This is a genomic window from Nitrobacter sp. 62-13 (genome assembly GCF_001896955.1).
Classification (GTDB): Bacteria; Pseudomonadota; Alphaproteobacteria; order Rhizobiales; family Xanthobacteraceae; genus Nitrobacter.
In genome coordinates this window covers 1-6,324 of the sequence record NZ_MKRN01000126.1, presented here as the reverse complement: position 1 = coordinate 6,324, position 6,324 = coordinate 1, and the positions used below count along the sequence as shown (strand labels likewise).

At 64.2% G+C, this 6,324-nt stretch carries 5 protein-coding genes; 2 read left to right on the top strand and 3 right to left on the bottom strand.

Features of this window, described 5'->3' with window-relative positions; translation table 11 throughout:
- Positions 1-60: 60 nt before the first annotated feature.
- The gene (locus BGN91_RS09930; protein ID WP_292612701.1) at positions 61-966 is read right to left on the bottom strand and encodes a LysR substrate-binding domain-containing protein; all 906 of its coding nucleotides are present in this window, start codon (positions 964-966) and stop codon (positions 61-63) included.
- Between the two features lie 255 nt (positions 967-1,221).
- Between BGN91_RS09930 and katG the strand changes: the two genes are divergently transcribed.
- Entirely contained in the window at positions 1,222-3,411 is a 2,190-nt protein-coding gene (gene katG / locus BGN91_RS09925; protein WP_292612699.1) for a catalase/peroxidase HPI, read from the top strand.
- 165 nt (positions 3,412-3,576) lie between these two features.
- Complete coding sequence (locus BGN91_RS09920; RefSeq protein WP_292612698.1) at positions 3,577-4,173, top strand: glutathione S-transferase family protein; 597 nt, start codon at positions 3,577-3,579, stop codon at positions 4,171-4,173.
- A 347-nt stretch (positions 4,174-4,520) separates the two neighbouring features.
- Here the strand turns inward: BGN91_RS09920 and fabI are convergent, their stop codons facing one another.
- Both fabI and BGN91_RS09910 read right to left on the bottom strand, forming a co-directional pair.
- Positions 4,521-5,354, bottom strand: coding sequence for an enoyl-ACP reductase FabI (gene fabI / locus BGN91_RS09915; RefSeq protein ID WP_292612696.1), 834 nt, complete (start codon positions 5,352-5,354; stop codon positions 4,521-4,523).
- A gap of 344 nt (positions 5,355-5,698) precedes the next feature.
- The coding region (locus BGN91_RS09910; RefSeq protein ID WP_292612694.1) for a beta-ketoacyl synthase N-terminal-like domain-containing protein at positions 5,699-6,324 on the bottom strand (626 nt) is incomplete at its 5' end.

Below are 6,324 nucleotides of genomic sequence, written 5' to 3'. Positions count from 1 at the left end.
GGCAAGTCCGCAGCATACGGGATACTCCGCTGTCGTGGAGCATGACGTCCTCGCTTTTGCTTATGACTTCGTACACCCCTTCACCACCTCGCCCAACGCCGCGAAATCGGCCTTGCGCGGAGACGTCCTGCGATACGCCAGCCCGATGCTGCGGCCGGGCTGCGGGTCTTCCAATCGCAATATCTTGACGCGTCCGTCGCGCGCCTCGACATCGGCGGCGATCTGCGGGATCAGCGTCACGCCGTAACCGCCGGCGACCATCTGCATCACGGTGGCGAGGCTGGATGCGCCGAACGTCATGCCGGTCGCGCCCGGCGCCGGTCCGCGCGGGATCGTGGCGCAAAACGCCAGAGCCTGGTCGCGCAGGCAGTGGCCGTCCTCGAGCAGAATCAGATGCGACTGATCGATGTCGCGCGCCGCCACGCGGCGTCTTGCGGGCCGCGGATCGCTCGCCGGCACCGCCAGCAGGAACAGATCGTCGAACAGCATCATGGTGTCGATGTCGGGCTCGCCCAGCGGCAGCGCCAGCATGGCGGCGTCGAGCGCGCCGCTCTTGATCTCCTCGACCAGCAGACGGGTCTGCGTCTCGCGCAATTCGAGCTGCAAGTCGGGAAACCGAGCTTGCAGCGCCGGCAGCATGCGGGGCAGCAGGTACGGCGCGAGCGACGGGATGATGCCGAGGGTCAGCCGTCCCGTCAGCGGCCTGGCGCGGTGGCGGGCAAAATCGACGAGATCGCGCGCTGACGCCAGCACGTCCTCGGCGCGCCGGGAAATCTCCCGGCCGATTTCTGTGAGCATCACCTCACCCGGCCGCCGCTCCACCAGAGTGACTCCGAGAAATTGCTCGAGCTCGCGGATCTGCATCGACAGCGCCGGTTGAGTGACGGCGCAGGCGTCGGCGGCGCGGCCGAAATGGCCGTGACGCGCGAGCGCAGCGAGGTAGCGGAGCTGTTTGAGCGTGACCATCCCCGATAAGATAGTCTTATCGTGATGTAAAGGCAATTCGACTGGACCTGATCGTAGATATCTTCCAGACTTGCTCCGACCTCGCGTTGCAGAAGGACTGCGGCCTTGTCTGGCCCAAATCCGTAGACCGCCGGTTGCCGGCCCGTCCCGAAGACGAGTGGCTCCGGCCTGCCTTTGTCTCGGACGATCCGCCACTGGAATTTGCCGTAGCGGCTATTCGGCAACGACGCGACAGCACAGCATCGGAGACTGATCATGGACGCAAAGACGAACGACAAGGGCGCCGGCAACTGCCCGTTCACCGGAGGCGTACGCAAACCGAACAATCGCGACTGGTGGCCGAACCTGCTCGACCTCCAGGTCCTCCATGGCCACTCGGACCTGTCCGATCCGATGGGCAAGGCGTTCGATTACGCTGCGGAGTTCAAGACGCTCGATCTCAACGCCGTCATGACCGACCTGAAGGCGCTGATGACCGACTCGCAGGACTGGTGGCCCGCTGACTTCGGCCACTACGGCGGCCTGATGGTCCGCATGGCGTGGCACAGCGCCGGCACCTATCGCATCACCGACGGTCGCGGCGGCGCCGGCGGCGGTCAACAGCGCTTTGCGCCGCTGAACTCCTGGCCGGACAACGTGCTGCTCGACCGGGCGCGCCGCCTGTTGTGGCCGATCAAGCAGAAATACGGCCGCAAGATTTCCTGGGCCGATCTCTATGTGCTCGCCGGCAACGCCGCGCTGGAGTCGATGGGCTTCAAGACCTTCGGCTACGCCGGCGGTCGGGCCGACGAATGGGAGCCGCGGGAGTTGTTCTGGGGCCCGGAAGGAACGTGGCTCGGCGACGAGCGCTACAGCGGCGAGCGTGAACTGGCGGAGCCGCTGGCAGCCGTGCAGATGGGGCTGATCTACGTCAACCCGGAAGGCCCGAACGGCAACCCGGACCCAGTCGCGGCGGCCAAGGACATCCGCGAGACGTTCTTCCGCATGGCGATGAACGACGAGGAAACCGTGGCGCTGATCGCCGGCGGTCACACCTTCGGCAAAACCCACGGCGCCGGCGACGCCGCGCTGGTCGGTCCCGCGCCGGACGCGGCCGCGATCGAGGATCAGGGCCTCGGCTGGAAAAGCAAGTACGGCACCGGCAAGGGCGGCGACGCCATCGGCAGCGGCCTCGAAGTCACCTGGACCCAGACGCCGACGAAGTGGGACAACAACTTCTTCGACACGCTGTTCAAGTTCGAATGGGAGCTGGAAAAGAGCCCGGCCGGCGCCCACCAGTGGCGGGCGAAGAACGCGCCCGCGATCACGCCGGATGCCCACGACAAGTCGAAGATGCATGTGCCGACCATGCTGACCACCGACCTGTCGCTGCGGTTCGATCCGGCCTACGGCAAGATATCGAAACGCTTCCACGAGAACCCGGACCAGTTCGCCGATGCGTTCGCGCGCGCCTGGTTCAAGCTGACCCATCGCGACATGGGGCCGCGCCAGCGCTACCTCGGCGCGATGGTGCCGAGCGAAGTGCTGATCTGGCAGGATCCGATTCCGGCGGTCGATCACAAACTGGTCGACGACAAGGATGTCGCGGACCTGAAGGCGAAGGTTCTCGCTTCCGGCCTGACCGTGCCGCAACTGGTCTCGACGGCGTGGGCCTCAGCCTCGACGTTCCGCGGCTCCGACAAGCGCGGCGGCGCCAACGGTGCGCGCATCCGGCTCGCGCCGCAGAAGGATTGGGAGGTCAACCAGCCGCAGCAGCTCGCCACCGTGCTGGCCAAGCTGGAAGCGATCCAGAAGGAGTTCAACAATGCTGCCGGCAGCGGCAAGAAGATCTCGCTCGCCGACCTGATCGTGCTGGCGGGTGCCGCGGCCGTGGAGAAGGCCGCCAAGGACGGCGGCGTCGACGTCAAGGTGCCGTTCACGCCAGGCCGCATGGACGCGACGCAGGAGCAGACCGACGTGGAGTCGTTCGCGCCGCTCGAGCCGCGCGCCGATGCGTTCCGCAACTACACCAACAGCAAGAAGCACCAGTTCATGGGTCCGGAAGAGTCCATGGTCGATCGCGCGGAACTCCTGAACCTGACAGCGCCCGAAATGACGGCGCTGATCGGCGGGATGCGCGTGCTCGGCGCCAATGCCGGTGACTCCAGGCATGGCGTCTTCACCCGGGAGGTCGGCAAGCTGACGAATGATTTCTTCGTCAACCTGCTGACCATGGACACCGAGTGGCAGCCGACCGGCGACAACCTCTATGAGGGCCGCGATCGCAAGACCGGGCAGCCGAAGTGGACCGCCACCCGCGTCGACCTGATCTTCGGGTCGCACTCGCAGCTTCGCGCCCTTGCCGAAGTCTATGGCTGTCGCGATTCCAAGGAGAAGTTCGCCAGGGACTTCGTGGCCGCCTGGACCAAGGTGATGAATGCCGACCGCTTCGATCTCAAGGCCTGATCGCGGCGGTTACGTCTTCGAGCGAGGTGGTCGGTTCTCGCCGTAAAAGCAACAACAAGCCCCTGCGATGTGTTCGCGGGGGCTTTTCGTTAGGTCGCGACGTGGCCATTCCGGCCTGGAATGCGACATGACGAAACGATCGCCGGAAGAAAGGGCTTCTGTTCAATGGTGAAACTCTACTGGTCGCCGCGCACGCGTTCGTTCACCGCGCTCTGGCTGATGGAAGAAGCCGGACAGCCTTATGAGCGGGTCTTGATCGACCTCTCCACCGGCGCGCACAAAACACCGGCGTTCCTCGCCGTCAACCCGATGGGCAAGGTGCCCGCGCTGACCGACGGCGACATTGCAATTGCCGAGGCCGCGGCAATCTGCGCCTACGTCGCCGAGCGTTTTCCGGATGCGAAGCTGGCTCCTCCGCCCGGCGATGCCCGCCGGGCGAAATACCTGCAATGGCTGTTCTTCGGACCGAGTTGCATCGAACCGGCGCTGATCCAGATCTTCACCAAGATCGAGGTGCCGTCGAGAACGGCGGCCTGGGGCAGCGCCACGCAGGTGTTCGACGTGCTGAACAAGGCGCTGGAAAAAGGCCCGTGGCTTCTCGGCGACGACTTCTCCGCCGCCGACATCGTGATCGGCTCCGGCCTGAACTTCGCGATCCGCCAGTTCAAGATGGCGCCATCGCGTCCGTCATTCGACCGCTACATCGATCGCTGCGCGGCGCGGCCGGCGTTTCAACGCGCGGAGAAAATCGCGGCGGGCTAGTGTGGTGGAAATTCGCTTCATTTTCTCTGCAAGCGCTCCAAGCGAACTTCTGAACCTAAACCACACTAGAATTATAAATTCGCTAGTGCCCTTTCGAATCAGAAGTTCGCTCCGGAAAGCGCTGCATCCTGAGGCGAACTTCGGATTCAGGGCACCAGGGCCTTCCTGCTCCTGATGGAATCAGAAGCGAGGCTCCATGATTTTTGGTTTGACGCGTTTTCGTCACGCGAACCCGACCCCACTTCTCGGGTCGAGCCCGAGGACATGCTTCATTCGAGAACGCTGCAATCCAGCTTCACGCGTCGAAGAAAAGATAAAGATGCGGCTGCGCCGTCTCGGAAAGCGGCTTACTTCGCCGCCTCGCCCGTGGTGCCGTTGCCGATGCCCTCGCTGCGCAACGCATCGGGCTGAGGCATCGCGATGATGTTGTAGCCGGAATCGACGAAATGAATCTCGCCGGTGACCCCACCGGACAGGTCCGATAACAGATAGAGTCCGGCGCCGCCGAGTTCCTCGAGGCTGACGCCGCGCCGCCGCGGCGAATGCTTCTGCTGAAACGCGAACATGAAGCGCGCATCGCCGATGCCGGCGCCGGCCAGCGTGCGGATCGGGCCGGCCGAAATGGCATTGACACGGATGTTCTGCCCACCGAAATCGACCGCGAGGTAGCGCACCGACGCTTCGAGTCCCGCCTTGGCGACGCCCATCACGTTGTAGTTCGGCATCGCGCGGTCGCCGCCGTTGTAAGTCAGCGTGACCATGCTGCCGCCATCCGGCATCAGCGCGGCCGCGCGTTTGGCGGCCTCGGTGAACGCGAAACAGGAGATCAGCATGGTTCGCGTGAAATTCTCGCGCGTGGTGTCGGCGTAGCGACCGTTCAGTTCGCTCTTGTCAGAGAACGCGATGGCGTGGACCAGGAAATCCATCTTGCCCCAAGCCTTGCCGATATCGGCGAACACCTTGTCGACCGAGGCGATGTCCTCGACATCGCATGGCAGCACCAGGCTCGCGCCCACCGATTCGGCCAGCGGCCGGACCCGCTTGGCCAGCGCCTCGCCCTGGTAGGTGAAGGCCAGTTCCGCGCCGTGCGCGGCCAGTGTCTTGGCGATGCCCCAGGCGATCGAGTGGTCATTGGCGACCCCCATGATCAGGCCGCGCTTGCCTTGCATCAGGTGTGTCATGCGAGACTCCGTCGTGCCCGGCCCCGTGCCGGGCATCCACGTCTGGATGACGTGGACAGGTTGGAAGGTTTGGATGAGCCGGAGGGTCCGCGCAAGACGCGCTCCGCGCTTTACCCAGGTCTTGACATAATCGTTATTGCTGCTGCCGTCGTCGGCCTCCCAGCGGTCCGATTCCACCATTCGCACCCGTTTCAGCGAGCCCTCTTGCGAATGTTGGAAATCGAAGGACCACTAGCAAATTTAGGTTGCTAGTGGAGTTTTGAATTTGACATTCGCGTCCGGAACGCGCAGCCAAGCGGGGCACGAATGTCGAATTCACTCCACCAGGCTGCCGTATAAAGCGATCACGCATCCAGTCGTTTGAACACCAACGTGGCGTTGGTCCCGCCGAAACCGAACGAATTCGACATCACCGTATCGATCCTGGCGTTGTCGATACGCTTGCGCACGATCGGCATATCCGCGAACACCGGATCGAGTTCGGTGATGTTGGCGCTTTCACAGATAAAGCCGTTATTCATCATCAGCAGCGAATAGATCGCCTCCTGCACGCCGGTCGCGCCGAGCGAATGCCCGGTCAGCGACTTGGTGGCGGAAATCGGCGGGCACTTTTCGCCGGTGCCGAACACCTTGCGGATCGCCTCGATTTCCGGCGGATCGCCGGCCGGCGTGGAGGTCGCGTGCGGGTTGATGTAGTCGACTTTGGTTTTCACCGTCGACATCGCCATCCTCATGCAGCGCTCGGCGCCCTCGCCCGACGGCGCGACCATGTCATAGCCGTCCGACGTCGCGCCGTAGCCGACGACCTCGCCATAGATACGCGCGCCGCGAGCCTTGGCGTGCTCGAGTTCTTCCAGCACCACCACGCCGGCGCCACCGGCGATCACGAAGCCGTCGCGGCTGACGTCATAGGCCCGCGAGGCCGTCGCCGGCGTGTCGTTGTATTTCGAGGACATCGCGCCCATGGCGT